This is a genomic window from Micromonospora sp. DSM 43699 (assembly GCF_055517075.1).
In genome coordinates this window covers 1-481 of the sequence record NZ_JBTMMT010000184.1, presented here as the reverse complement: position 1 = coordinate 481, position 481 = coordinate 1, and the positions used below count along the sequence as shown (strand labels likewise).

The window sequence follows — 481 nt, the reverse complement described above, 5'->3', positions numbered from 1 at the left end:
ATGTCAGCCTCTGGCCGTGTTGACTGGTCTGAGCTGTCGCGGTTGGCGGGTGCAAAAATCACCTATAACGACGACGCCGGGGAAACCGGCAGGGTGACGATCGTGCGGGAGATGTCGGTATTGGGAGCTCGGGTAGACGTCAGTATTACCGCCGTACCCGGGGTCGAGGCCACGTCTCGGCGGGTGACCTTGAGTAGTCCGTCGGCGAGCCTCGATGACATCCCAATCCCTGACGTGTTGCTCAAACCGATCCTAGAAGGGATTACCTCACGGTTTACTCTTCCTAATCTGGGAAATCTGCATTATGAATCCCTTAAAGCGACGCCACAAGGTCTCGACTTCTCTCTGGTTGGCACCGAAGTGAAACTGTCTGACCTCACGGGACGGTGATCCGCTTCGCGCGAAGAGTGAGGTGAGACTAGGACGATAAGTCGTATGCTGGTATGCGGCCGGTCGGCCGCTTGTCCCATGTCGTCAGTAC

1 protein-coding gene is annotated in these 481 nt (G+C 57.2%); it reads left to right on the top strand.

From position 1 onward, the window contains the following. Positions 1-390: hypothetical protein (locus AC0AIB_RS31150; protein WP_465098071.1), on the top strand; the 390-nt coding region annotated here is incomplete at its 5' end. Between the last annotated feature and the right edge of the window lie 91 nt (positions 391-481).